The 26,291-nt window shown below is 51.6% G+C and carries 18 protein-coding genes; 14 read left to right on the top strand and 4 right to left on the bottom strand.

From position 1 onward, the window contains the following. The first annotated feature begins 103 nt into the window (after positions 1 to 103). From pcp to AC0YOB_RS34445, 3 genes are all read left to right on the top strand, one after another. Positions 104 to 751 carry a pyroglutamyl-peptidase I gene (gene pcp, locus AC0YOB_RS34455; RefSeq protein WP_475796624.1) on the top strand — a complete coding sequence of 216 codons (648 nt, stop codon included), beginning with the start codon at positions 104 to 106 and terminating at the stop codon, positions 749 to 751. Positions 752 to 800: 49 nt separating this feature from the next. Further along, complete coding sequence (locus tag AC0YOB_RS34450; RefSeq protein WP_475796623.1) at positions 801 to 1,607, top strand: DUF6597 domain-containing transcriptional factor; 807 nt, start codon at positions 801 to 803, stop codon at positions 1,605 to 1,607. A gap of 88 nt (positions 1,608 to 1,695) precedes the next feature. Beyond that, the gene (locus AC0YOB_RS34445; RefSeq protein ID WP_475796622.1) at positions 1,696 to 3,105 is read left to right on the top strand and encodes an MFS transporter; all 1,410 of its coding nucleotides are present in this window, start codon (positions 1,696 to 1,698) and stop codon (positions 3,103 to 3,105) included. 225 nt (positions 3,106 to 3,330) lie between these two features. On the opposite strand, the gene AC0YOB_RS34440 is transcribed toward AC0YOB_RS34445, so the two are convergent. Continuing rightward, positions 3,331 to 4,143, bottom strand: coding sequence for a DUF6492 family protein (locus tag AC0YOB_RS34440; protein ID WP_475796621.1), 813 nt, complete (start codon positions 4,141 to 4,143; stop codon positions 3,331 to 3,333). Positions 4,144 to 4,542: 399 nt separating this feature from the next. Here AC0YOB_RS34440 and AC0YOB_RS34435 point away from each other — a divergent pair, with 399 nt between their 5' ends. The 6 genes from AC0YOB_RS34435 to AC0YOB_RS34410 all read left to right on the top strand — a co-directional run bounded on the left by AC0YOB_RS34435 (position 4,543) and on the right by AC0YOB_RS34410 (position 12,856). Continuing rightward, positions 4,543 to 5,457, top strand: coding sequence for an ABC transporter permease (locus AC0YOB_RS34435; protein ID WP_475796646.1), 915 nt, complete (start codon positions 4,543 to 4,545; stop codon positions 5,455 to 5,457). Between the two features lie 13 nt (positions 5,458 to 5,470). Continuing rightward, entirely contained in the window at positions 5,471 to 6,346 is an 876-nt protein-coding gene (locus AC0YOB_RS34430; protein ID WP_210046768.1) for a carbohydrate ABC transporter permease, read from the top strand. Positions 6,347 to 6,422: 76 nt separating this feature from the next. After that, the gene (locus AC0YOB_RS34425; RefSeq protein ID WP_475796620.1) at positions 6,423 to 7,982 is read left to right on the top strand and encodes an extracellular solute-binding protein; all 1,560 of its coding nucleotides are present in this window, start codon (positions 6,423 to 6,425) and stop codon (positions 7,980 to 7,982) included. A 63-nt stretch (positions 7,983 to 8,045) separates the two neighbouring features. Further along, on the top strand, positions 8,046 to 9,299 hold the full coding sequence (locus AC0YOB_RS34420; protein ID WP_475796619.1) for an FAD-dependent oxidoreductase: 1,254 nt from the start codon (positions 8,046 to 8,048) through the stop codon (positions 9,297 to 9,299). A gap of 58 nt (positions 9,300 to 9,357) precedes the next feature. Continuing rightward, positions 9,358 to 10,995, top strand: a complete 1,638-nt coding sequence (locus AC0YOB_RS34415) for a response regulator (RefSeq protein ID WP_475796618.1) — start codon at positions 9,358 to 9,360, stop codon at positions 10,993 to 10,995. After that, the gene (locus AC0YOB_RS34410) at positions 10,988 to 12,856 is read left to right on the top strand and encodes a cache domain-containing sensor histidine kinase (protein ID WP_475796617.1); all 1,869 of its coding nucleotides are present in this window, start codon (positions 10,988 to 10,990) and stop codon (positions 12,854 to 12,856) included. Before AC0YOB_RS34415 ends, AC0YOB_RS34410 begins: the two co-directional genes overlap by 8 nt. Positions 12,857 to 13,037: 181 nt before the next feature. Here AC0YOB_RS34410 and AC0YOB_RS34405 read toward each other — a convergent pair whose 3' ends face one another. Beyond that, positions 13,038 to 13,931 carry a carbohydrate ABC transporter permease gene (locus AC0YOB_RS34405; RefSeq protein ID WP_475786839.1) on the bottom strand — a complete coding sequence of 298 codons (894 nt, stop codon included), beginning with the start codon at positions 13,929 to 13,931 and terminating at the stop codon, positions 13,038 to 13,040. A 20-nt stretch (positions 13,932 to 13,951) separates the two neighbouring features. Then, a complete protein-coding gene (locus tag AC0YOB_RS34400; RefSeq protein ID WP_475787381.1) occupies positions 13,952 to 14,833 on the bottom strand; it encodes an ABC transporter permease in 882 nt (293 codons plus the stop codon). 273 nt (positions 14,834 to 15,106) lie between these two features. Here AC0YOB_RS34400 and AC0YOB_RS34395 point away from each other — a divergent pair, with 273 nt between their 5' ends. The 5 genes from AC0YOB_RS34395 (at position 15,107) to AC0YOB_RS34375 (ending at position 24,712) form a co-directional block, all read left to right on the top strand. Then, positions 15,107 to 16,663, top strand: a complete 1,557-nt coding sequence (locus AC0YOB_RS34395) for a response regulator transcription factor (protein ID WP_475796616.1) — start codon at positions 15,107 to 15,109, stop codon at positions 16,661 to 16,663. Then, complete coding sequence (locus AC0YOB_RS34390; RefSeq protein ID WP_475796615.1) at positions 16,638 to 18,413, top strand: sensor histidine kinase; 1,776 nt, start codon at positions 16,638 to 16,640, stop codon at positions 18,411 to 18,413. The genes AC0YOB_RS34395 and AC0YOB_RS34390 overlap by 26 nt, the downstream gene beginning before the upstream one ends. A 160-nt stretch (positions 18,414 to 18,573) precedes the next feature. Further along, the gene (locus tag AC0YOB_RS34385; protein ID WP_475796614.1) at positions 18,574 to 20,214 is read left to right on the top strand and encodes an ABC transporter substrate-binding protein; all 1,641 of its coding nucleotides are present in this window, start codon (positions 18,574 to 18,576) and stop codon (positions 20,212 to 20,214) included. Between the two features lie 47 nt (positions 20,215 to 20,261). Beyond that, on the top strand, positions 20,262 to 23,348 hold the full coding sequence (locus AC0YOB_RS34380; protein WP_475796613.1) for a discoidin domain-containing protein: 3,087 nt from the start codon (positions 20,262 to 20,264) through the stop codon (positions 23,346 to 23,348). A gap of 395 nt (positions 23,349 to 23,743) precedes the next feature. Further along, positions 23,744 to 24,712 (top strand): DUF1835 domain-containing protein, encoded by a 969-nt coding sequence (locus AC0YOB_RS34375; RefSeq protein WP_475796612.1) that lies wholly within the window; start codon positions 23,744 to 23,746, stop codon positions 24,710 to 24,712. A gap of 89 nt (positions 24,713 to 24,801) precedes the next feature. Here AC0YOB_RS34375 and AC0YOB_RS34370 read toward each other — a convergent pair whose 3' ends face one another. Continuing rightward, the gene (locus tag AC0YOB_RS34370) at positions 24,802 to 26,229 is read right to left on the bottom strand and encodes an aldehyde dehydrogenase family protein (protein WP_475796611.1); all 1,428 of its coding nucleotides are present in this window, start codon (positions 26,227 to 26,229) and stop codon (positions 24,802 to 24,804) included. Positions 26,230 to 26,291: the final 62 nt, after the last annotated feature.

Below are 26,291 nucleotides of genomic sequence, written 5' to 3'. Positions count from 1 at the left end.
GCTACTATGAACATGCATCCTGCTGATGCCTGGTGGCCCCGCAATATGCCGCGAGATGTGCAGAGACAAGTATACATTAAAGCCAGACTGTGGAGGGAATGCGATGAGTAGAGTGCTGTTAACCGGCTTTGATCCGTTTGGCGGGGAAGCGATTAACCCCGCCTGGGAAGCGGTCACCCATTTTCACCTTAAGATGTATGAAGGATTTGAGGTGGAGGTCAGGCAAATACCGACGGTGTTCAAAAAATCAATTTTATCACTCAGGCAGATGCTTCTGGATATAAAGCCGGACGTTGTCATCTGTATCGGACAAGCCGGCGGCCGAAGCGATATCGCGGTCGAACGAGTAGCGATCAATATTGACGATGCCCGCATCCCGGACAACGAGGGAAATCAACCGATCGATGAGCAAATTGTCGTAGACGGCCCGGCAGCGTATTGGTCATCCTTGCCGGTAAAGGCGATTGCAGCACGTATACGCCAGGCCGGAATACCAGCCTCTGTATCTCAAAGCGCGGGTACTTTTGTATGCAACCATCTTTTTTATGGACTCCAGCATATGATCGCAACGGAGTTTACTAATATTCGAGGCGGCTTCATTCATATACCTTATCTGCCAGTCCAAACTGTCGCACGGCCGCAATTGCCAAGCATGAGCCTGGACGTTATGGTGAAAGCAATTGAAATTGCCGCAAGCATAAGCGTGCAGTACGATAGCGATATTGCCGCTGCTGATGGCCAGCTTTATTAAATTAACGGATTTATAACTGGTGGTTAGGCAGGGAGGTGCTTCAGCGGAGATGACGAGTGATTATCGTCCTATTCAATCGCCTATATTTCAGCAGGAGCCGGAGCACCCCGGTTACAGGTACCGGGAATATGCTCCGTGCGAGCAACTGGCATCGCATGTCAGTTGTTATTGGACCATTGACTTTCATGCCGATGTCGATAATCAATTACACCGGATCATTCCGGATGGCTGCGTGGATATAATTGTGGACCGCCGGTCGCCGGCCCCCCGGAAGGCCGCCTTTGTCGAAGGATTGATGGATCAATTTGAAGTCTTGCATATTTCCGGTGCCAGATCTTTGTTAGGCATTCGCTTTTTTTCGGAATCAGCGCAGTCCATTCTGAAATTCCCCGTCTCCGCATTTACCGGACAGCATGTCTTTCTGGAGGAGATATGGGGAGTTGAAGGGCTGTATATGGTTGAGGAGATCTTAGCTGCCGGTACAGCCTCAGACATGATCGAAATCATTGAACGCAAGCTGCGGAATTTATTAAGCTCCAGCAGCAGTTCACCCAATTCCCTGCTGCTCGCAAGCATGAAATATATGTATGCTTTTAAGGGGAGTATTTCAACATCGGAGCTGGCGGAGAAGCTTAGCTTCAGCGAGCGGCATCTAAGAAGGACCTTTGCCCAGGAGCTTGGACTCAGCCCGAAGGAAATGCTGGGAATTGTTCGATTTCAAAGCATGCTCCAGGAGCTTTGCGCCGGCGCTTATTCAAGCTTTTCGGACATTGCAGTCAAATACGGCTACTATGATCAATCGCATTTCATTAAAAGCTTCAAGCGTTATTACGGGATACTGCCCAAACAAGTGTAGAACGGACTGAGGAAGTCCGTTTTTTACTATTTTGACGGCCAGGAAAAGTCTAATATAGTCATTGAATCCAGTTCAAAGGGGGCATTCAATGTCGATATCCAAGACTACATCTCAACCGGGTGAAGCTGACATAAGGCGGATTATGCCTTGGCTCCTCTATGTCATCTTTTTCTCCGTTTTGAATGAAACGGTATTTAATGTGTCTACACCGAGTATTGCAGCGCAGTTTCATTTACTTCCTTCCCAAGTCAGCTGGGTAGTCACCATCTTTATTCTTTTCTTTGGGATCGGCTCTATTGTGTTTGGCAGGCTTAGCGACATGTTCAGCCCGAAGCATCTTATGGTGATTGGGATCGCCATTTATGTCGCGAGTTCTGTTCTCGGTTTTATTTTTCATGACAATTACAGCACGGTTATTCTCTTTCGTGCCATTCAGGGACTGGGGGCCTCAGCCATCCCGGCAATAAACAACACGATCATTACCCGCTATTTTACGGCCACAGGCCGCAAGAAAATGTTCGGTTTGGTGACATCGGCATTCTCCTTCGGCGTTGCGGCAGGACCTGTACTCGGCGGATACATTACCGGCCTCGTACACTGGGCGTACTTATTTTTAATTCCGGTATTTACGCTTGCGGCCATTCCCTTTTTCTTGAAAATTCTTCCCGTCGAGGAGAAGAAGCAAGGGAAATTCGATTTTCTTGGCGCTGTTCTTATTAGTTTGACGGTCTCAGGATTGATGCTGTTTTTGACACGATTGAATGTGGCGTACCTTGCGGGGAGTCTCGCTGCAGGCATTTGGTTTGCCATTCATGTCCGGGTACGCGCGAATCCATTTCTTGAGACTGCGCTCTTTAGAAATCCCTTGTACAGAATCGGTGTTATTATCGGATTTCTTATGTTCAGCGCCATTATGACGATGATGTTTCTGCTGCCGTTGATGCTTTCTCAGATCTACGCTTTAAGTGCCGAGACGATAGGCGTGGTCATGTTTCCTGGCGCAATCTGCGCAGCGTTGTGCGGGAAAATAGCTGGCGATATCGTTGTGAAAAGAGGGGCCAGGTATGTTACGTTCACCGGTTTGGGGCTGATCTCTCTTGGCTTCGCACTGATTTGGATCAGCATTGATCAATGGGTATGGTGGATAGCGGCGGCCTTGGTGGTCATGAACACGGGATATGCTTTTGCTCAAACGTCAATAACCGAAAGCGTGTCTTCAACGCTTCGCAGGGATCAGATTGGAATCGGCATGGGAATATTCAGTCTAGGCATGTTTATTGCGCAAGCGCTGGGGACAGCCGTCGCGGCCAAACTGCTGGATGGCTCCTTCCTGACATTTCAGCTTCACCCGTTCGTTGTGGGAAAACAGCCGTTGTTGTTTGTCAATTTAACGCTATTAATGATTTTGGTTATACTCTGCAGTACTTTTATGTATTTCTTATTCTCACGGCGTGCAAGTCAAACCTCCTCTTCCGGAGCATTGAGTCACGGCAATTAAATTCGATAAGATCGGCATCGCGCTAAGAGCCCGGATATGAGCAAGGCTGGCCTGATTTTCCATGGATGATCAGGCCAGCCTTTGTCATGTATTCCTTTGAAATATAAATAGCCACTGTTGATCCCTCAAGAAGCACCTTCGCAAATCCTCTTACTTACCGTCGGATAACCCGAGGGCCGGCGTGCATCGGCGGCGATTCCTGAACGCCCCGCTTTACTGTACGGCCTAATTTTTCGCAGACTGCTTGCTTCCCGTCCGGATATATTCTTTTCTTTTGTGAAAAGAAAGCGAACGGTAGCTGCCTGCCAGCTTGCTGATTTTCGATTGGGACAGGACTGACGGGCTGGAGAACAGACTTTTGTTCAGCGCGCTCTTCAAACGGACTTTCCCGGGATTGAGCGAATACACATAGTTGCCGTAAGTCTCAAACTCGGAAAACCCGAATTGCTTTTTGCGGTTGATGCTTGCGATGATCGCTTTGTACCACTTCTTTCCGTGCTTTTTCTCGATCCTGTTCTTCAGCGACTCGAGCTTCTCCTTGTCAAACATCATATAATGCGTCACGAAGGAGCGGGGACGGGGAGCCTTCTTTCCAAGGAGCTTGCGGTAGGTGACGAAATACTCCGGCTGGCTCCATCCCCGGCAATAAAACACCTGTTTGCTGTCCACGTAGAATCGGTGAGGCCTGATAAGCACAGTGTCGGCATCCATGACCAAATAATGCTGTTGACCCACGAAGGAGCTGCTCCCGAGCTTTAATAGCTGCTGGTACAGCCAACCGGATCTTTCCCATTTCTTGGAGTGATAAACGATATGTTTTTTTCGAAGGGGGAGGACGGTGTCTTCATGAACAAAAGTGCAGCCTTTGCGCTTGCAGACAGCCTTGATCTTTTTGTTTTCGGGCGCCACGACGAAGATCTGGCCGATAGGATGCGCCACATGTTTCCTTACGCCCTCGATCACGTGAGGAAGAGTACCCAAATCTTTGGCAATAGCCGGAATGACGACGTCGATTTTGATTCCATCGCCCGATGGCACCTGATTATCCGCTCCTTTTCAAATGTCTGATCTGTTTGTTCTCCATTTATATATGCCGGAGGCAACCATTCGGGAAGGGGCTAATGAGGGGATTTCGGATCGTAAGCTATCTTCCCGGGGGCCATTTATAAGCCGACTTTTCTCCAGTAGAAGAGCGGCTTTTTCTTAACCCTACAGAATGTATAAGTTTCACTTGCTGCGCCGCCAAAAGACGGCCTCAGCCGTTTCTTCTTGCCCTATAAAATTCTATAAAACACTATACAATACCACCAGAAATCGATGGATTGCCTTCTACTCAGGCGGGAGCCGGTTATTTAAAATAAAGACATAACAGACAGAAGAAGGTGATGGATTTTGAGTAAGGCCGACATCTCGATCGATAGCAAGTCTGCCGTCAGCATGGGAAAGAGAGGCGGCCGCCTGCGGCTGATCCGCGGGAATCTCGACATGTATGCGCTGCTGCTGCCGGGGATTATCTTTTTGCTATTGTTTAAATACGCGCCCATGTACGGGATTGTGATCGCCTTTCAGGATTTCAATATTTTTAGCGGCATTTCAGGCAGCGAGTGGGTGGGATTTGCGCAATTTGAGAAGCTGATTCATTCGGATGAGTTTCTGCAGGTGCTTGCCAATACGCTGCTGATCAGTCTGTACAAGATCGTAATCCTGTTTCCGATCCCGATCGTGATCGCGCTGCTTCTGAATGAAGTAAGGCGGATGTTCTTCAAGCGCACGATCCAGACCATTATTTATTTGCCGCATTTTCTGTCATGGGTTATTATTTCGGGCTTGTTCATCAACATCCTTTCGCCTTCAGGGGGATTTGTCAACGAGATTATCCGCTCGCTCGGCGGCCAGCCCATCTCCTTCATGACCGACAATCAATTATTCCGCAGCGTGGTTGTATTCACGGCAGGCTGGAAGGAAATCGGGTGGAACGCCATTGTCTTCATAGCCGCCATAGCGGGAATCGAGCAGGAACAATACGAGGCGGCTTCCATCGATGGCGCGGGCCGGATCAGACAGATGCTGTCCATCACCCTGCCGGGCATTATGCCGATTATTATACTGATGCTCATTCTGCGCATCGGCAGCCTGCTGGAAGCCGGGACCGAACAAATTCTGACCATGTACAATCCTCTTGTCTACAAGAGCGGGGACGTGATCGGAACGTACGTATACCGCATGGGTCTGGGGCAGCAGGATTACAGCTTCAGCACGGCCGTTGGCCTGTTCAATTCCGCAGTCGGCTTCCTGCTGATTATGGGCGGGAATATGCTCAGCCGAAAATTTCTTCAGCGAAGCATCTGGTAGGGGGTTAGATACTGTGCACAGCAAAAAAATCGGAGACTATGCGCTGGATGGCGGGATTTATATCATCCTGATCGTCATGGGGCTCGCGACACTGCTCCCCTTCGCGAATGTGCTGTCAAAGTCGATAAGCGAAGAGTGGGCAATCGTGTCAGGCAAAGTCGGAATTATTCCGGTGGGGTTTCAGCTCGATACGCTGCATTACGTCGCAACCTCCGGTCAATTCCTTCATTCATTGCTCATCTCGGCGCTTATTACCGTGATCGGAACGCTGTCGTCCCTGCTGATCACGGCGCTGACGGCCTATCCGCTGTCGAAACGGGAGCTTCCCGGTATGGGAGTTCTCATTGTCTTGTTTATCTTCACGATGATGTTCAACGGAGGCATCATTCCGAATTATTTGCTCATCCGCCAATTGGGCTTGATTAACAATCTGGGTGCGCTTATTCTGCCGGCCTTGATCAGCGTATTCAATTTGCTTGTCATCAAAAGCTACTTCGAGAATCTTCCTTCGAGTCTGGAGGAATCCGCCAAGCTGGAAGGGGCGCGGAATTACACCATCCTGTTCCGGATTATCCTTCCGCTGAGCGGACCTGTGCTGGCGACGATCGGACTCTTCTACGCCGTTTATTTCTGGAATGATTATTTCAATCCGATGCTCTATATCAACAGCTCTTCGCTCAAGCCGCTGCAGTTATATCTGCAGGACATCGTCATGAATGCCGATACATCCTCGGCCTTGAACAAGAGCGCCGATGATATGATGAACGTTCCGGCGGAAGGGATCAGATCGGCGACGGTCATTGCGTCGACCATTCCCATTCTGCTGGTCTATCCTTTCCTGCAGAAATATTTTATCAAAGGCGTATTAATCGGTTCTGTCAAAGGGTAAGCGCACTTTTGCATTAACGCTGTCAGGGATTTTGTGAAAGTTTAATGATATATAATAAATTCAGGGGGGTTTTACAATGGGAAGAGGATCCAGGTTAATCATGGTTATGGTAATGGCTGCATTTATCATCGCGGCTATGGCAGCCTGCTCGTCGAACAACGGCGGGGGGAACGCTTCGGGGGATTCGAATACGGCGGCAGATGCGGGCAGTGAAGGAAGCGCAGCCGGTAATGACACGGAGTCCAAGCCCACTTTGAAGCGGTTGGACGTCTGGCAGAACGAAGACTACAACACCTATCCTGTTGCCAAAATGCTGGAGGAGAAGACGGGATATAAAGTGCAGTACGACATGCTGCCGCAGGATAAGCCATCCGAGAAGCTCAATCTGCTTATGGCCTCAGGCGAACCGTACGATCTCGTCACCACTTCCAGCGATATGGCGCTCTACTCGGATTATGCCCAGAAGGGGGCGCTGGTCGATCTGACCCCGCTCATCGAGCAATTCGGACCTAATATCAAAACATCGATCTCGCAGCAATCCATAGATGCCCTCAAGGTCGACGGCAAGTTATACGCGATTCCGACGTCGATTACCTATCCCGTAAACAGCAGCATCCTGATCCGTACGGACTGGCTGGAGAAGCTGGGCCTGCAGATGCCGACAACGACAGACGAGCTGGTCACCGTTCTCAAGGCGTTCAAGGAGAAGGATCCGGGGGGCAATGGAGATCAGAATGTGCCGCTTACGATCAGGGGCGACCTCCCGATGCTCGATAATATCGTGGGCGCGTTCGGCATGCCGAATACCTGGAACGATGTGGACGGACAGCTGGTTCCAAGGCTCCTCGACCCGGCTTACAAGGATTATATCGCCTATACGTCCGAGCTTTACAAGCAAGGCCTGCTTGACAAGGAGTTCATCGCCAACAAAGATGCAACCGCCAAAGAGAAGTTCTCAAGCGGCAAAGCCGGCGCCATTATTATCCATTGGGCCGACATTCCGACAATCTCCGATGCGATGATCAAGAATCTTCCGGATGCGAAATTCGCTTATGTCCCGGCTTTGAAGGGTCCGGCAGGCAAAGCGGGCTTCGCGGCTAATGCGGGCTTCGACCGGCTGACCTTCATTCCAAAAGCCTCCGAGCATCCGGAGGACGCGGTCAAATGGATCAACGCAAGCCTGGATGCAGAGACGTTCAAGGATATGGCTATCGGGGAAGAAGGCAAGCACTATACGTTTGAGAACGGCGCTTATACGCCAATCCTGCCGATCTTCACTGATGAACGCAATCTGGCGAACAACTATATGGCGGGAACGGACGAGACCAATTATCCCTTGTACTGGCAGGCCCGCGTCCGCAAAAATCCGGTTATGTTCGAGGCATTCGATTTTCTGAACAACCAGCAGCCTGATGAGGTCAAAATCCCGAATAAGCTTGGTCTTGCACCGTTTATGCCGGAATACGCCAAGAACAATCTTCAATTGGAATCCATGGTCGGCGATTATACGGTGAAGCTTATCGCGGGTGCCGAATCCTTGTCCGGACTGGAAGCATTCCAGGCCAAATATAAAGCGGCCGGAGAAGAAGCAAGCGCGAAAGAAATCAATGATTGGTACGCGACTCTACAAAAATAACAGAATAGGCGGCGGCAGGTGGTTAGCAGCTTGCCGCTTCCTTTCATTGGAGGAGACTTGGCTATGAATAACACGGAATATTCATTCAAGCGTCAAATTGATACGTATCTGCATGCGGAGGTCATTGTAATCGGCGGCGGTCCTGCGGGCACGGCTGCGGCGATCAGCGCGGCGCGTTGCGGAAAGAAGGTCGTACTGCTGGAGAAATCGGCACAGCTTGGCGGCATGGGGACGCTCGCCAATGTCAGCATATTTATGCCCGTAGGCAATGTAACCGGAATTTACCGGGAGATTATCTCGGAGACGATGGCGGAATATCTGCCGCCGGATCATGATCAGTCCATTGCGCCGCAGTATTCGCCATTCCTGCTCCGGCAGTATTTGAACGGGAAAATGAAAAAGGAACAGGTGCAGGTCTTTTACCATTGCGAATTCATCGGAACGATTCAGGAGGGCAGCCGGATCCGGGCGGTTATCGTATCGACCAGGGAAGGATTGAAGGCTTTCGAGGGAGATTGCTTCATCGATTGTACAGGCGACGCCAGGGCAGCGATCGATGCGGGTGTCCCCTATCACGCCGGCCGGGAAGAAGACGGCTTGACGCAGCCGATGACTTTGATGTTCACCATGCAAAATACCGGCAAGCCCGTCACGCCCGTATTGCCGGAAGGTTGCTATGATTACGGGGATGTATCGGATCTGCCGCAGGGACGAAGATTGTATTGGGAGCAAAATAACGATGGCACGCTGCTGGTCAATATGTCGCGTGTCAAAGCGAACGGCGCCAAAATCGAGGATGTCAATTATGCGGAGACCGAAGCGCTGAAGCAGGTGTTCTCCATTGCGTATTACTTGCAGAAAACCGGATTCGAAACCTACGCCTTATCCCATATTGCCCCGCAGACCGGAGTTCGGGAGACGAATCAAATCGAGGGACTCTATACGCTGACCGAGCATGATGTGGTGAGCGGAGCCCGCTTCCCGGATGTGGTCGCGCAGACCAATTACGAGATCGATATTCATAGTCCCGATGCGAAGAAAACAACGGATGAGCGTAAAGTCAGCGGATATGATATACCCTATCGGTGCATGGTACCCGACGCAATCGACAATCTGCTCGTGGCGGGAAGAGCGATCTCCGCAACGCATGTTGCCATGTCCTCCATGCGAGTACAAGCGACTTGTTATGCGCTGGGGCAGGCTGCAGGCGCTGCGGCTGCCGTTTCGCTGGATGAATCCAGCTCGATGAGAAATATTTCAATAGACAAACTGCATGAAATATTAGAACATCAAGGAGTCAGATTTTTGCGGAAATAAGAGTCCGAACGAGTGACGGGAGCGGAAGCGCAAATGAGTGGGAAAGGAGGATAGAGCGTTGTACAAATTGCTGATCGTGGATGACGAGCCGACGGTGAGATCCGGCTTGCAGACCTATTTCAACTGGTCCTCCTTCGGTATTGAAGTGATGGGCGAAGCGGACGATGGGGACGTTGCGCTGGAAATGATCGGGATGGAGCAGCCCGATCTTATCTTGACGGACGTTCGCATGCCGAACATGGATGGGATCACGTTGTCCCGGCAAATCTCCGCTCATTATCCCCAGTGCAAAATTATTTTTGTCAGCGGTCATGATGATGCCGATTATTTGAAATCCGCTTTGAAAGTAAGCGCGGTCGATTACATCTTCAAACCGGTCAATCTGCAGGAGCTCAGCGCGGTGATGAAGCGGGTCGTCGCGGATCTGGATGCGGAGCGGGCGGAGCAGCGGCTTAAACAGGAACTGCAGGTCAAGCTGAAGGAGGGCATGCCGCTGCTGCGGGAGAAGTTTCTGCTGTCGCTGATCGATAACAGCGTGCCGAAGGTGGAGCTTGGCGAGCGGCTTGAATTTCTCGGGCTGGACTTGCCCGTCGAGGCTTCCTATTGGGTAATCGTCATCTCCGTCGATGACCTGGCCGAAGTGATGGCGAGCCGTTCGGAGCGGGATCGCCAGCTGCTTTGGTATTCGGTGCTGAACATATGCCAGGAGCTGATCGCTACCCACCTCGGCGGGTATGCCTTCGAACACCGAAACGGCGAATTCGTCGGTGTTTTGCGGATGGACATGGAAGGCGATAACGCTCCGGATGCGGCGGAAGCGTTGTTCGCGTTAGCCGGAGATATCCGCGATAACCTGGAACGCTGGCTTAAAATCAGCGTTACGATCGGCATTAGCGACCGGGTGGCCGCTCTGTCCCACCTGGCTCACTCGTACAAGCAGGCCCGCGAGGCGGCTGACCATAAATGGTATCTGGGCAAAAACCGGATTATCACGATGGACAGCCTGGAAATCCCCGAGACGGATGCCAGCAGTATCAACAGGTATGATCTGGTTCATAATGAGCTGCTCATTTCGGCATTGAAGGCTGCCGATCCGGACAAGCTGCGGGAGGTTCTCGACCATATATTCACGGACTTGAGCCGCAACCGGCGGGACGGATTGAAATACGGACGCAATGTGTGTCTGCAGATCGTGCTTGCGGTAGGGCAGCTTCTGCTGGAGCTCAATGCGCAATCCTCCGAGCTGGAAGGGGCCGAATCCCTGCTGTGGGAAGCATTGTTCGAGCAGGAGACGCTTGGCGAGATGCGGCAGCTGATTGAATCGCATTTGTCCGCGGTTTGCGAACGTATCCGTGAGAAGCGGACGGGCAAAGTGGCTAATCTGGTCGAACGGGTACGGACGATTATTGAGCAAAGCTATGCGGACGGCGGTTTGACCGTGGCCGATATCGGCAAGGCGGTGTATTTGACGCCAACCTATGTCAGCCTGTTGTTTAAACAGGAAACCGGACAGACCGTTAACGAATATTTGACTCAGGTCAGGGTGGATAAAGCGAAGGAGCTGCTGCGCGATCCCCAGTACAAGTTTTACGATATCTGCTATGCGATCGGGTATACGGATCCGAGCTACTTCACCAAGCTGTTCAAGAAAGCAACGGGAGTAACGCCGAGCGTTTACCGGGACAATTATGTATAAAGCCGTCAAATCGGTTCTGCGTCTGCTGGCAGACGGAGCCGCTCTGCTCCGCCGTCTCGTCCGCCGCTTCACGATTCCCCGCCAATGGCTGCTCGCTTATCTGCTGCTGATCGTGGTTCCGGCGGCCGTCTTCCTGTACGGCTATTACGAGCGCTCGGCCATGATTCTGAAGAGTGAAGTGGTGCGGACGATGCAGCAGGCGCTGAAGCAGGCGGGCAGCAATCTCTCTTACCGGCTGGAGCATATTCAGGATTTGAGCGACGCCGCATTCATGAATTCCAATCTCCATTCCTACCTGTCCGTTGGAGCCGATGACCAATCGATTGCCATTCAACTGCAGGTCATCAAGGACTTGAGGTACCTCGTCGATACGGTACAGCTGAATACCGACGTGTTCCATGTCCGCCTGTTCGTCGACAAATCGAAGCTGTATGCGGGAGAGAAGATCAATTTTTTTGCACTGGACAGCTTGAAGGGAAGACCTTGGTATTCCGACATCATCGAGGCCAATGGAGGAATCGTGTGGACGGGCGATTACAAGGAAACCTACCTGGATGTGGGCGATGTGAATATATTTTCCTCTGCCCGCATGCTCCGGGACCCCAATCACTACGATAAGGTATCTGGCGTGCTGATGGTCGATGTAAAGGAGAATCTGGTGTCGGATATTCTATCGGCTCTCCAGTTCTCGCCGGGCACGCAGGTTTATCTTGTGGATTCCAGCGGTTCCGTGGTCTATCATCCTGACAAGACACGGATCGGCACGGTCATTGACCGGTCCATATTGGACCTGTTGAAGCAGGGAAGCGAAGGCAGCGGCACGCTCAAGCTGGATGCGGAGGTCAATGACGTGATGTATACGACACTTCCTTCAACCGGTTGGAAGCTGGTTGCCCAAGGAACCGAATCCCAGCTGTCGCAGCGCGCGGTCAAGCTGACGCAAAGGTCGGAATGGACTTCGCTTCTGGAGTATATTGCATTGTTTCTCCTGCTGCCTTTTGTCCTGCTGACTATCATCGTGCGGGGAATGAACCGCAGGGTGAATCATGTCATTACCGTCATCCGCAAGGAAGGGACAGAAAGTCTGAAGGATCTCTCGCCCGTAAACGGCGATTTTCACATGCTCGAACGAAGCGTCGATCATCTGATCATCCGGGTGCGTACGCTTGTCGAAGAGAAGTACAAGGCTCAAATTCATGAACGCGAGGCGCAGCTGCAGGCTCTGCAGGCCCAGATCAATCCTCATTTTCTCTACAATACGCTCGATACGATCAACTGGATCGCGATCGGCAAGGGAGCAGCGGACATCAGCCAGATGATCGACAGCCTGGCCAAATATTTCCGGCTCAGTCTGAACAAGGGCAAGAACATCGTCAGCGTGGAGGACGAGCTCCGTCTGGCCCAGGTCTATCTGGAAATTCAGCAGAGCCGGTTTCCGGATACGTTCGATTTTCAGCTGGAGATCCAGCCGGGGCTGGACGCTTATCTGATGCCGAAGCTGATCCTTCAGCCTATCGTCGAGAATGCGCTGCTGCACGGGATCCGCAAAGCCAAGGGAAAACACGGCACCATCGTCATCTCCGTCAGAGAGGATAGCGGGGATCTCCTCTTTACCGTGTCCGACAACGGTATCGGTATGGACGAGCGGCTGTCGCGGCAGCTTCTAATGGAAGCGATGCCCGAAGCCAGGAACGACGGTTCCGGAAGCGGAAGCTCCTATGGTCTGTTTAATGTTAATGAGCGCATTAAGCTGTATGCCGGAGATCATTATGGAATCAGCATATCTTCTCAGCCTGGCGCCGGGACTACGGTTACGGTTCGTTTGAAGGCCGAGCGTGACGAACTAACGAGACAGAGCTGAAGATCAATTGAGTCGGGAAGATGGATTAGACTCCTCTTCCACAGCTCCTTCAGCAGATATTCGGGTATGATAAAGTAATACCAAGCAAGACCACTCATGATCAATATCATGGATGGTCTGTTTTTTTTCCAAATTTTATATTTCACAAAGGATAAGAATGTATATTCTTCCCCCATATTAATCAGCTCTTAATAGCCCCCATCATGATCCCCTTGACAAAAAACCGCTGGATGAATGGATAGACAAGCACGATCGGCAGGGTTGCCACCATCGTGACGGCCATCCGGATGCTTTCACCGGAAACGGGAATCCGCTTGGTGCTGTTGGCCATCTGTTCGGCTTCCGAGACCATGGAGCCGGTCTGGAACTGGTTCAGGATTTTGACCAGGATGGCCTGCAGCGTTTTTAATTCGGGCTTGTACGTGTAGATGTAGGAATCATACCAGGCGTTCCAATGGCCGATTCCGATAAACAGGGCAATGGTCGCAAGTACGGGAACGCAGAGCGGAAGGATGATGCGGACAAAAATTTGCAGCTCGTTGGCGCCGTCGATTTTGGCGGACTCTTCAAGCTCGGAGGGCAGCTGCTCGATATAGGTGCGCACCAGAATCATCAGGAACACACCGATCAGCCCGGGGAATATGAACACCCAGAAGGAATCGATCAGCCCGAGCGACTTGATGATCATATAGGTAGGAATCAGGCCCCCGCCGAAGTACATGGTGAAGATAAACAGAAGCGTGAAAAACCGCCAGCCGATCAGCTCGCGTTTGCTGAGCGAATAGGCCATCATGCAGATGCAAAGGACGGAAAGCGGCGTACCGACAACGGTCCGCAGCACAGTCACCTTCACGGAGCTGATCAGCTCCGAGTTCCGGAATATGGTCTGATAGCTGTCCAGCGTAAACACCCGCGGCCACAGATATAATCCCCCGCGAACGGAATCGGTCGCATCGTTCAGGGACACCACAAGAATGTTCCAGAAGGGGTAGAACGTAATCAGGAAAATAACCAGCATATAGGCGTAAACCGAAATATCGAAGAGCTTATCCGGGATTGTCTTTTTTTCTGTCATACGGCTGTACCTGCTTTCTGTTAAAATAGCGACTGGTTATTGAGCTTCTTGGAAGAGAAATTCACGATGACCACAAGGATGAAAGCAACGACTGAGCTGAACAGGCCGACCGCCGAGGCATAGGAGAACATGGAATTCTGAAGACCATACCGGAAGGAATAGGTCGAGAGCACATCGGAGTACTCCTGATTGAGTCCGTTCCCCAGCAGGTAATGCTGATCGAATCCCGCATTGAGCACGCCGCCCAGCGAGAGGATGAGCAGAATGACAATCGTCGGCTTCAAATGCGGCAGAGTCACATAAATAATCTGTTTGAACCGTCCGGCCCCGTCGACCTTGGCGGCTTCATAGAGCTCCAGATTAATGGAGGAGATAGCGGCGAGATAGATGATGGAGCTGTAGCCCATCTCCTTCCACGTATTCCCGAAGGCCACGATCCACCAGAAATATTTGCCCTCCTGCAGGAACAGGATGCTCTTGTCGGTCAAATGCAGCAGCTGGAGCAGCTTGTTGACGATCCCGTCCGAGGACAGCACAGTCACGACGATATTGGCGGCGATAACCCACGAGATAAAATGCGGGAGGTAGGATACAGTCTGCATCGTTTTCTTAAACATGCCGTTCTTGATTTCATTCAGGGCGATGGCAATAATGATCGGTGCCGGAAAGGACACCAGCAGCGTTAGCAGCGTGGAGGCCAGCGTATTGCGCATGATGATATAGAAATCGCCGTTATTGAAGAAATAATCGAACCAGTACATGCCAACGAATTCACTGTGAAACAGTGAGCTCCAGAAGTTTCCCAGCGATGGCTGATAATTGACGAATGCCATATAAAGCCCCGCCATCGGCAGATAAGCGAAGAGGACGGCCCAGATCAGGGCCGGAAGCAGCATGATCATGAGGTATCTTTGCTCGATCAGCCGGCGTTTCACGGTTTTTTTTGAGACGTAATCTTTTGAGCCAACCTTGACGGCTGTTTCCATGTGCGCACCCCGTTCTGTCGTAATGTGAAAATTATACGGGCTGCTTGTTGCCGCCTCAATATAACAATGTGCAGATCTATGCGGGAAAACGTCTTACATAACCGGAAATGGCAGGTTATGGCTTCATGGCGTGAAGGGGCAATAGTATAATAGGGGAGCTTTTAATTGATTCACGAGGAGGGATGCGAATTGTTGACCATATTTCTTGTGGATGACGAAACGATTGAGCTGGACCTGATGGAGAATCACATCGACTGGGCAAGCATGGGCATTCGGGTTGCTGGCACAGCAAGGAACGGCAGGAAAGCCTGGGAGCAGATTCAGCGCCTGCAGCCGGATATTGTGCTGACGGATGTCAGGATGCCGGTTATGGACGGGCTCCGTCTGGCTGCATTGATTCAGGAGAAGCTGGGTTGGATTCAGCTCGTTTTTCTAAGCGGGCATGATGAATTTACCTATGTGAAGTCTGCGATTGAGTCCGGCGCGGTCGGGTATCTTCTGAAGCCGATTGACCGGAAGGAGCTGTTTGCCGTCATGGACAGGAGCAGACAGGAGGTGGAGAAAATAAAGCTGCTCCGCCGCTCCCGGCAGCTGCTTGCCGCACAGCAGGTGTCGGAGGTGTTGACCGCAGGGGACAGCGAAATCCGGGAGCAGGCCTGGCGTGCGCTGTCCGGCATGGATGCGGAATATCGGGACCGGATTTATGTAACCGCTCTTATCAGCCTGGACGGCTATCCCCTTTATCCGAAAGCTGCTGCGCCGCTGCAGAAGGCGGCCGTAATAGCGGACCAGACGATTCAATCGCTGTTGGACAGCCGCCAGATGGGAGGAATGGCCGTCAGGAAGCAGGAGCATGAATGGCTGCTGATCATCGAATATAGGGAGGGTGTGAATGATGAACCATTCTGGCAGGACATGTCGTCCGCCATTCGCGGGACATTGGATTGGACGGCGACCATCGGCATTTGTGAAACGGCAGCCCCGCTGAATCAGGGTTACCGCATGTTCAAGGAAGCGGAGAAAGCGGCGGGAGAACGGTTCTATCGGGGGTATGGCGGCATTATCCGTGCCGGTCAGGTTCAGAGTGGACTTGATGCGGATATGGACCCCGAAGATGAGCCGACTCTGCAAAAGATGAATCTCGCTGACGGAGAGCCGCTGCGGGAGGATATCGGTCAATATTTTGACAGGATGGCCAGAGTGCGTCTGAGCAAAAACGGGGTTCTCTGCGCCGCTGCGGCTCTGCTCGACAAGATTGCCGGGGAGCTCGCCAAATATGGGGCAGCAGCCGGCCTGGAGGTGGGCGATTTGAACAGCTGGAACCAACGGGTCAGGAATATGGATACCATTAATGGGATTAAGGAGTTTATCCAGGGGCTGATCGGCAGAATCGCCGGGTACCTTGCTGACAGGCAGCAGGACCGGCATGCGCTGCTGGTGCAGGAAGTGGTGCATGTGATCGAAACGGAATATTTCGAATCGTTGACGATCGAGTATTTGGCGGGCAAGGTGTATCTGTCCCCCAACTATCTGAGAGTGCTGTTCAAGGAAAAGAAGGGATGCACGATCCATGAATATTTGACCCGGGTCCGGCTTCAGAAGGCGGTGGAGCTGCTGGGGGACAAAACGCTGAAGATTCATGATGTCGCCCGCAAAGTCGGCTATGACAATACATCGTATTTTTGTTCGTTTTTCTATAAAACGCAAGGGGTCACACCGAATGAATATCGTAAAAAGTTTCTATAGGCTTGCATCCACCCTGTACCTGAGCCTGGTTAACAAACGCTTCAGAAGCAAGCTGTTTCTCGTCTTTCTGCTCGTTACGATCGTGCCGATTTCCTTTTTTGTAATCTATTCCTATCTCACGATCAAGGAGCAGCTGGTTCATCAGGCGGTTGAGAACGTAGGAAGCACCATTGACCAGATCAACAATAATATCGAAAACAAGCTTGATCTGTACTACCAGATATCCACCTTAATTTATATGGACAGCGATCTGCGCAATTATTTGCTTTACCGGTATAAGAAGAACGATTTATCCTATCTGGACGCCTACGATTATATCAATAAGCTGCTGTACAAGGTCATGGCCATGAATCCGAGCCTCAAGGCAATCACCATCTACACGGACAATGAGACCCTTCATTCCGACGGTTATTTCATCAAGCATATGGATGAGCTGCCGGAGACGCTGACGATGCAGTCGATGCAGGCGGAGGGGCGGATTACCAACTTCTATCCCGATCAGAAATCAGCCAAGGAAAGAGTCGTCACTCTGGCGCGTTCCCTGAATTACTTGAGCCTGAATTTCCCTTACGGCATCCTCACGATGGAGATTACAGAGCGGGAATTCTTCTCGCTTATCGAGAAGGAGAACAAGAACAAAACAATCTTTGTGGCCGACGAACAAGGCAATTTGATTACCACGAATACCAGGCCGTCCAAGATCCTGAACATCGCGGAAGTGATCCCCCAAGCGCTTTCCCATACAGCAAGCAGCATCCCGAATAGTGAAATTAGCGGCGGCAAAAAGGCCATGGTTATTCAAAAACCGCTGATGAACGGGTGGAGGACGGTTGTCCTGCTGCCCTATGACGAGCTGCTGGAGCAGGCCCGGAATGCCTCCCGGAAAATGCTGTACATCTCGCTGGGCTGCATTATTGCCGCTGCTCTCCTGATCTATGGGACCAGCCAGCTCATGACCAAGCGCTTTGAAGCGCTGCTTCACCAAATCCGCAAGGTGGAGCGGGGGAATTTCGATCTGTCCTTCCGGTCCATGGGCCATGACGAGGTCGGACAGCTGTCTTTTGCCTTGAACAAAATGGCCATGACCATACAGGATTTGATCAATGACGTGTACAAGAAGGAAATTGCGCAGAAGGAAGCGGAGATGGACAGCCTCCAGGCGCAGATCACCCCCCATTTTCTCTATAACACACTAGCTTCCATATCGGCGCTTGCGGTTACCAACAACAATATGCAGGGGCATCTCATGGCGGATGATCTGGCCAAGTTCTACCGGATCTCGCTCAACAAAGGCAAGAAGCGGATTACGATCGAACAGGAAATTATGCTCACCCGGCATTATCTGTCGATTCAGAAGACCCGGTTCGAGGGCTTGTTCACGGTCCATTATTTGCTGGATGAATCGCTCCTGCGTTTTACCACGGTCAAACTAATTCTGCAGCCTTTTATCGAGAACTGCATCAATCACGCGATCTGGGATGATGAGTCCGGCATTACAATCATTATCAGGCTGATGCCCGACGGAGATGATCTGGTATTCTCTGTTATCGACGATGGTATGGGCATGCCCGCGGATGTCCTGGAGAGGCTCGCGCAGAAGACCGATCAGCCTGCGGGCTACGGTATTTATAATGTGGATAAAAGAATCAAGCTTGCCTACGGGGAGCGCTATGGCGTGAACATCTACAGCAGGCTCGGGATTGGCACCGCGGTGAATATTCGCCTGCCGAAGACAGTCACGTTTATATGAAAGGCGTTTTCCGTTATGTTTCATCACTTTGTTGTATAGAAAGCGGAGGATCGGCTGTCTACAATTAAGCTAAGTTATAGCGCAATTCATGATGGGCCAGGGATACTGCTCATGGAAAAATTGAAATCGCTATCATATCTTAAGGGGGAACTGATCAGCAATGAAGAAGAAGGAGTATTACCGGTTGACTGTCATGATTCTTGTATTATTCTCGTTACTGGTAGGATGCGGCAGCAACAGCACGCCGCTTACAGAAGCAACGGATGCGCAGGACACGAATGAAGAGGCGGCCGGGGCAGGCGGAGAACAACCGGCCGTTACCTTCACGTTCTTCGACCGGAATGTCGGGGATGCGTTCGATAATCCGGTCGCCCAGGAAATCACGAAGAAAACCGGCGTTTCCCTGGAAATTCAGCAGCCTACCGGCAATCCTGCGGAGAAGCTGAACCTGATGCTGGCGAGCAATGATCTGCCGGACCTCATGTCGATTGCGCGCGGCGATGTGCTCGACAAATATATTGTGGCCGGCGCCCTTGTTCCGCTCGACGATCTTATCGAGAAGTATGGACCCAACATCAAGAAAATGTACGGCGACATGCTCAACAAAACCCGGCATACCGATGGGAAAAACTATTATCTGGCTAACTGGTACGGGCTTGAGCAGTATCCGGTATTCGGTTTTCTGATGAGAATGGACGTGATGAAGGAGCTTGGAGCCGGAGCCAAGGCCGACAACGGGGAGCCCTTCACCTCGGAAGAGTTCGTGGACCTGCTCAGGAAATTCAAGGAGAAATACCCGAATGTGAATGGCAAGCCTTCCACGGCGATGACCTTGAACGGGGAGAATATGGGAGCCATCACCGGAACCTTCAAGGGGATGTTCGGGATTATGCCGTTCTATGAAACCGATGGCCAGCTCAAAAGCGATGTGAAGGACCCGAAATACCTGGACATGATTAAATTTATGAATGCCTTGTACAGGGAGGGCTTGATCGATACCGAGTGGGCGACAAACAAGACGCAGCAGTACGAACAGAAATTGTCCTCGGGCGCCGTGTTTGCGACAGCCGACGCATTCTGGAATCTGGGCAAGCCCAACACGATATTGAAGGAGGAAGCAGCAGATCCGTCCAAAGCGGAAGAGAGCCAGTTCTATCCGTATAAAGTGGTTGCTCCGGGCGTGGATCCCGCCAAAACAACCTACGGACCCAAAAACTCGCTTGGCTGGGACGGCATTGCTATTTCCAAAAGCAATAAAGATCCCGTCAGCGCCATCAAGTTCCTGGATTATTTGGCAAGCGAAGAAGGCCAGTACCTGTTGATGTGGGGAGTGGAGGGCACGCATTGGGATATGAAGGACGGCAAGCATGTGCCAAGACCCGAGGTTCTGGAAGGCTTCAAGAAGGATTGGGCCGGATATTCGACGGATACCGGAATCCGGAAATGGACATGGGCAATCAAGAATGGTCCGGGCGAGGATGGAACGCCATATGACCTGATTGGCCGTTACGAGACGGATGCTGTAGCAAAGCTGGCAATCAAGAACCTGGCTGACACTTCGTTCGACACCGCCCTGTACGACAATCTGGGTCCGAGCGGCGGCACGCCGGAGGTGATCAAGCAGCAGAAGGTGAACGAAACCGTCTCGAAGTATTTCCCGAGAATGGTGATGGCTCCTTCCGAAGCGGAGGCAGCGTCCCTGTACGACAAAATGATGAAAGAGCTGGAGACGGCGGGGCTGTCGGCCATTGAGAAGATATACACGGATAATTACAACAAGCGTAAAGAGCTGTGGAAATAATCTGAAATTAAAGATGTAATGATTTCAATAACCCTGGGAGGGTACTCATGCATAGAATGGGTCTGGTCAAAGCAATTGTGGTCGTCCTGCTATTTGTGACAGGAATTACGATGATGCCTGAAGTCAATTTGGCCAAGTCCAAAATGGCAATCGAGCAGAAGAAGGAAATGGTAACAGCAACAAACGGGCAATACACGCTCACCTATGACTTGTCGACTGGCCTTGGGAATGTGGCTTGGGGAGACAGGACAGTCATACGGGATTTCAACTCCAATTATCAGCTCACAGGCAAAGAGACCAGAATCCGCTCCAGCGATCCGGGCAAACGCACAGCCGAGTGGGGGAAGATCCCAAGCGACGGCTACGGCCGGAATGGCATGCAATTAACGCTCCGCAACGCGCTGGATTCCGGTTCTGCAATCGCGCTGACGGTTTATCTCTATCCGGATAGCTCCTATTTTCTGACCGATATGAATGTAACCGGTCCGGCTGCCCAGAGCATTGATATTCTAGAGCCTGTGTCTTCCTCCTACCTGGATATTGGAGCAGGGACGGATAAGCGCATATTTACCACTCCATATACGAATAACTTTGATTTTGGGATAGCGCCGGTTAATGACTTCGGCGGCAGCCAGAACGGCGCAGACCGCTTCGAGGGTGAGCAGCTGAAGTGGGAACCCTTCAACGGGGTCAGCCACTGGGTATCCGCCGTTTTTGACAATAATGCCAAACAAGGATTTATCGGTGGCGCAGCGACCGTCAAGAATTGGAAAAGCAGTCAGCGCCTCGGGCAGGCAGCGGCAGCGAACGGACCGCTCACCTCTTACAGCCTCTATAATTGGGGCGGCTCTCAAAGCGGAGAAACGGTTTCCTCGGACCGATTCTTTCTGGGCTTTTACGGCGATTATCAAGCCGGCTTGGAAGAATACGGAACCGTATACGATATCGGAGAGCCTCGCATGAAATGGAACGGCGATGTGCCGATGGGATATAACACCTATTATTCCCACTATAATTATGCATCTGCGGAAGCATTGGAGGGTATGGTGGATTATATGGCGGAGCATCTGAAGCCGCTCGGTTATGAATATTTTAATCTGGACGGGGGGTTCCAGCCTTCCTCCGAGGTTCCTTTCGATGAAGGGATGCAGCAGTTTGCCGATTATGTGCACAGCAAAGGGCTCAAGGTAGGCGGCTATCAGACGCCGTTCACCATTTATGACGCCTGGCTGGATTTGCCCATTGAAGGGACCTCGTACACTCACCGGGATATTTGCCTCAGGGATGAGAACGGGCAGTTGATCAGAACCTATCTGGGCACATATGCGATGGATGTTTCGCATCCTGCCGCCCAAACGGCAATACGTAATGCCATTCAGAAATATATCGACTGGGGCTTCGACTACCTCAAGCTGGATTTTATCGATATGGGTATGTATGAAGGTCAACATTATGACGAAACGGTAAATGGCGTTCAGGCTTACCGGATCGGTATGGGGATAATCCGTGATACCGTCCTCGCCGCCAAACGGCCCATCTACATCAATGAATCCATCGCTCCATTGCTTCCTGCGGCGTTCGCACATGGAAGAAGGTCTGCTTGCGATACAACGATCGGCGTCGATGGTTATTCGGGAATTGAACGCCAGGCGTTCAACACGGCCGCTTCCTGGTGGACCAACGGAACGCTTTATGAGTATAACGATCCCGATATGATCATTCCGGAGAACTTTGCCCAAGGCTTCTGGAATAAGTATGGCCAGAATGACGGGAAGCTGCTGGCGACGACCGTTGCGCTTGGCGGTGGGCATTGGCTGATTGGCGATAATATTCCCTTTCTGTCGGAAGAGAGATTGGGCATTCTGGAGAATAAGGAGCTTTTGAGGATTGTGGGCAAAGGTCAAGCGGCCAAACCGGTTAAGATGACCAATGTGTATCATAAAGGAGAGCATTCCCCATCGGCTGTTTATGCGAAGGATGACCGGGGCGGCATCCTTGTCGGTCTATCCAATTGGAACAGTAAGGAAGAGGCGCAAATCCAGGTTGATTTTGCCGATCTGGGCCTGCGAGGGAATGAGAAATATACGTTAAACGAGGTCTATTCCGGAAGAACGCTGGGCAAGGCGTCCGGGAAGCTCTCTTACACGCTTCCGCCTGGCGGTACGGCGATTATTAGAATAGAGAATGGCGGATCCGGCAAGGACGAAGATGCCGCGCCTGTGAATCTTGCTTTGGGCAAACAGGTCAACGTGTCCTCTACCTGGAGTGATGCGGGATATGAAGCGGCTAATATGACCGACGGACAAGTGTCGACGAGATGGAGCGCCGCCGACGGGCATAAGAACGATGAATGGTCAGAGATTGATTTTGGCAGGGCAACTTCCGTGAACCAGGTTGTGATCAAGGAATACCGGGATACCAATTTCCAGATTGCTAATTACGCATTGCAGTACTGGGACGGCGAGAAGTACGTTGATCTGACGAAAGGCTATACGGTCGGTGATAATAAGGTGATTACTTTCAAGACCGTATCCACAAGCAAACTTAGATTATACATGACGACCAGTTACATTATCCCGTCGATTAATGAAATTGAAGCCTATTACATCAAAGGAGGCAGCGGCTCTGTCATTGATCAGGACAACAGCAATGCGGGATATCAGAGTTATTCGGACGTCCGTGCCGGTATTCAGCGGATGCAGGTGTTCGAGCTGAATAAGAGCGATCTGCCGAAGCTCGATGTATACATTTATGAGAGCTACGTGAATGCCGTTCCGGCGGATGCGTATTACTTCGATATTGTCACCCTGGATGAGAACGATAACCCGGAGAAGACCCTGTTCTCCGCGTCACTTCCGGCGTATAACATCCCTGGGAGCGTAAGTCCGTATTCGATCTATCCCAAGCTGGATAATTTGGATACCACAAGGAAATACGGGCTTATCTTGAAATCGCCAAAATCCGTGAACACACCATCCACAGACAACAACTACGGCTTTGCGTACAGCGACGATGATACGTATCCGGATGGATATGAGAAGCTCTCTCTGGATGGCGGCCTTACCTGGGCAGCCGAAAATAACGGGAAGCGGGATTTGATCTTTACGCTCTACTCGAACGGTAAAGGCGATTAAGCAGCGTGCTTAAACGTTGTGCAGATTTATAAGACAAAAGACAGGCGGCGGATGTTGGACATCGGCCGCCTGTCTTTGTTTATTTTTCTTTGACGGAGCAAGCCGCATAGAGAATAGACTTCATTCGACAGCACGAAGGGTTTAAATTTAATCAGAAGAATTTTGAGGGGCTTCCAGGTCAGGTTCAGAAGAAGCTGTTATTGTGCATATTATTATGTGAGGCAGGTTCAGCTCGCAATAGAGGAATTGGCAGAACCGTTAGAGAATAAGAAATCTGGTCCGCTTTGGCGACAACCCGGTTAATTGCCCTGCACGAGGTACGTCCCCCCGGGACAACATTGGGCGATGCTTGAGTTAAATCATAAATTAGCATACGGGGGAAGGTGAACAAGAAGATGATTGCGTCAAGGCGCATGCTGCATATTGTGAACGGAGATGCCACAGCGGATAAGCTGAAACAGGGTGTCGTGCAGGGAGATATCCTCGTATGGCGGGAGTTGTATACGTTCGGACCCGTGTTCCGCGATATGAGCGAACGGGGGAACCGGGCGGAACGTGCCGGATATTTGGAACGGACGCTGGGAATCCCTCGGGAGGAATATATCCGGAGCAGCGGGGAGCAGGAGGCGGCTTTGCAGGAATTCCACAGATACGACGAGGTGATCCTGTGGTTCGAGCACGATCTGTTCGACCAGACGATGCTTGGCTGCTTGCTGCATTGGTTCGCCCGGCAGGTGCAGGCAGCAACGAAAATCAGTTTGCTGTGCGTAGGCTCATTTCCGGGTATTGAGGTGTTCCGGGGACTCGGACAGCTGTCGCCTTCCCAATTGGCAGCCTTATCGGGCACATGGCAGCCGGTCGGACCAAGGGAGCTGGAGCTGGGCAGCCGGTTATGGGAAGCTTACGCTTCGCCGGAGCTTGCGGAACATACCCGGTTTCTGGAGGAGGATACGTCTGCACTGCCTTTCTCCCGGGCGGCGTTCGAGGCGCATTTATCCAGGCTGCCATCTGCCGGCAACGGGCTTGGAATTGTGGAGCAAACCACGCTGGAATATATGGAAAAGGGGATCCATTCCCCATACGAGCTGTTTCGTGAGGTCGGCGATAGGTTGAATTTTCTCGGGATGGGCGATCTGGAATACTGGCATCGCCTTGCGGTTATGGCGGAGGAGCCTGGTCCCCTGCTGCATATTGAGGGGAAGGCGGTATTTCCAAAATACCGGCAGGGGAATCCGGATTTCGGTGAATGTATGCTGCTGCTGACGGAACGGGGACGGCGTGTACGGGCTGGTGAACAGCATTGGTCTTTGCCGGGAGACGAGTGGTATGGCGGTCTGCATCTGCAGAGGAATTCACTCTTGTGACTGCTGGATATTAGAGAAGCAGAACCGGATTCAAATAAACAAGCAGCCGGAACCTCAGGAAACAGGTTCCGGCTGATTGTCGTTCACCTTTATACGAGATCGTAACCTGTGATGGATTTGGGCTCCAGGCACTCCTCCAGTCCGTACACGCCATATTCCCTGCCGATCCCGGATTGCTTGGACCCGCCGAACGGAGCTTTCATCTCGGGGCCGGCTCCGTTGATCATGACGATGCCCGATGAAATCCGGGAAGCGATTCGATTGGCTTTATCCAGGCTGGAGGAGCTGATATAAGCCGCCAGTCCATAGCTGGTATCATTGGCCATTTCTATCGCTTCTTCTTCGGTTGTATACGTTAAAATAGAAAGCACCGGTCCGAATATTTCCTCTCTGGCAATGGTCATGTCCATGGTGACATTAGCAAAAACGGTCGGTTTTACAAAGTATCCCTGTTCAAGCCCCTCCGGATGCCCATCGCCGCCGATAACAAGTTCCGCTCCTTCTTCCATGCCAAGCTTGATATACCGCTGCACATTGTTGTACTGTTTCCCGGTTACCATGGGGCCGATTATCGTATCCTTCTCCCGGGGGTCGCCTACCTTGATCGCTTCAACGGCCGCCTTGGCGAGCCTCTTCACTTCTTCAAGGCGGTGCCGGGGAACAATCAGCCGGGAGCCGGCAATACAGGATTGTCCGCTGTTGCCGTAAGCGATCTTGACGGCAAGCGGAACGGCTTTGTTGAAATCGGCGTCGTCCAGGATGATATTCGGCGATTTGCCGCCCAGCTCCAGCGTCAATCTTTTCATCGTATCGACGACGCCATGCCGAATGATTTTCCCGACATTGGTGGACCCTGTGAAAGAGATCATTGCAATATCCGGATGGCGGGTTAATTCTGCCCCTACCACATCGCCTGTTCCGTTAATGATATTAATGACACCCTCCGGAATATCCGCCTGGTCCAAAGATTCCATTAACAGCTGTGTCTGAATCGCGCTAAGCTCGCTCGGCTTGATGACCACCGTGCAGCCGGCAGCGATGGCGGAGGCCAGCTTGGCGGCAATCTGGGAGTAGCTCGCATTCCATGGCGTAATGATGCCGATGACGCCCACCGGCTCAAGAACAACCCTCGCCTTGCCCATATATTGGACGAATTCAAACTCATCCAGCGCCTCCTTCGTACGAAGAAAATCCGCCGCGGCGAGATTGACGCGTCCGATGGCCGCATTCAGCGGGGCGCCATATTCTTCGATATTGCCTTGAATCAGTGCCTCCGAATTGGCCATTACCGCATCATGCAGTCTCTGCAGCATCTGACTGCGTTCTTCCACGCTTGTTCTTGAAAAGCTCTTAAAGGCCTGCTTCGCAGCTGCAATCGCGTCCTGTGTATCCTTCACATTGCCCAAGGTTACACGGCCGGTCATTTCTTTGGTTGAGGGATTGATGAGGTCCAGTACATCCGTGCCCTGAGGGCTCACGAATTGTCCATTTATATAGAATTGATTGAGTGTTTTCATTTGATCATGCTCCTTATGCTTGATTTTTATTGTTTGGATGGAGTGCCTGCCGTATCCATAAT

Source organism: Paenibacillus sp. JT31N17, assembly GCF_056269255.1.
The sequence above is the reverse complement of the archived record's forward strand: the minus strand, read 5'-3'. Positions and strand labels throughout refer to the sequence as shown.

Bases quoted from the DNA above. Each gene is read 5' to 3' on its own strand.
- pcp (WP_475796624.1), top strand. From the start codon at position 104: ATGAGTAGAGTGCTGTTAACCGGCTTTGATCCGTTTGGCGGGGAAGCG.
- AC0YOB_RS34450 (WP_475796623.1), top strand. From the start codon at position 801: ATGACGAGTGATTATCGTCCTATTCAATCGCCTATATTTCAGCAGGAG.
- AC0YOB_RS34445 (WP_475796622.1), top strand. From the start codon at position 1,696: ATGTCGATATCCAAGACTACATCTCAACCGGGTGAAGCTGACATAAGG.
- AC0YOB_RS34435 (WP_475796646.1), top strand. From the start codon at position 4,543: ATGGGAAAGAGAGGCGGCCGCCTGCGGCTGATCCGCGGGAATCTCGAC.
- AC0YOB_RS34425 (WP_475796620.1), top strand. From the start codon at position 6,423: ATGGGAAGAGGATCCAGGTTAATCATGGTTATGGTAATGGCTGCATTT.
- AC0YOB_RS34420 (WP_475796619.1), top strand. From the start codon at position 8,046: ATGAATAACACGGAATATTCATTCAAGCGTCAAATTGATACGTATCTG.
- AC0YOB_RS34410 (WP_475796617.1), top strand. From the start codon at position 10,988: ATGTATAAAGCCGTCAAATCGGTTCTGCGTCTGCTGGCAGACGGAGCC.
- AC0YOB_RS34405 (WP_475786839.1), bottom strand. From the start codon at position 13,931: ATGACAGAAAAAAAGACAATCCCGGATAAGCTCTTCGATATTTCGGTT.
- AC0YOB_RS34400 (WP_475787381.1), bottom strand. From the start codon at position 14,833: ATGATCATGCTGCTTCCGGCCCTGATCTGGGCCGTCCTCTTCGCTTAT.
- AC0YOB_RS34390 (WP_475796615.1), top strand. From the start codon at position 16,638: ATGAATATCGTAAAAAGTTTCTATAGGCTTGCATCCACCCTGTACCTG.
- AC0YOB_RS34385 (WP_475796614.1), top strand. From the start codon at position 18,574: ATGAAGAAGAAGGAGTATTACCGGTTGACTGTCATGATTCTTGTATTA.
- AC0YOB_RS34380 (WP_475796613.1), top strand. From the start codon at position 20,262: ATGCATAGAATGGGTCTGGTCAAAGCAATTGTGGTCGTCCTGCTATTT.
- AC0YOB_RS34375 (WP_475796612.1), top strand. From the start codon at position 23,744: ATGATTGCGTCAAGGCGCATGCTGCATATTGTGAACGGAGATGCCACA.
- AC0YOB_RS34370 (WP_475796611.1), bottom strand. From the start codon at position 26,229: ATGAAAACACTCAATCAATTCTATATAAATGGACAATTCGTGAGCCCT.